This is a genomic window from Pseudomonas sp. HY2-MNA-CIBAN-0224 (genome assembly GCF_040310285.1).
Lineage (GTDB): Bacteria > Pseudomonadota > Gammaproteobacteria > Pseudomonadales > Pseudomonadaceae > Aquipseudomonas > Aquipseudomonas helleri.
Genome location: NZ_JBEOPQ010000803.1, coordinates 1 through 246 on the forward strand (window position 1 = coordinate 1; position 246 = coordinate 246).

Consider the following 246-nt stretch of genomic DNA (forward strand, 5'->3'; position numbering starts at 1 on the left):
ATTATCTGTAGGGGCGCTTGTTAGAAAAGTGGACCAAGGCGGAATTGATGAGGTTGCCGTGGCAGCCAATGTAGGCGGCGTGATTAAAACGGTTGGTAAAGACGATTTACGTTTCCAAGTTACCGTAGGTGACTGTGGCCGATATGTTGCTGCTGGTATGACACCAGATATTGTTACTGATGACCAAGGAGAAACAGTAGTAGAGTCAACAACTGCATTTACTGTCGCTTATCGTCATTTCTGGAC

At 45.9% G+C, this 246-nt stretch carries 1 protein-coding gene; it reads left to right on the forward strand.

Annotated features, from left to right (window positions below):
• The coding region (locus tag AAEZ03_RS28515; protein WP_502947991.1) for a hypothetical protein at positions 1–246 on the forward strand (246 nt) is incomplete at both ends.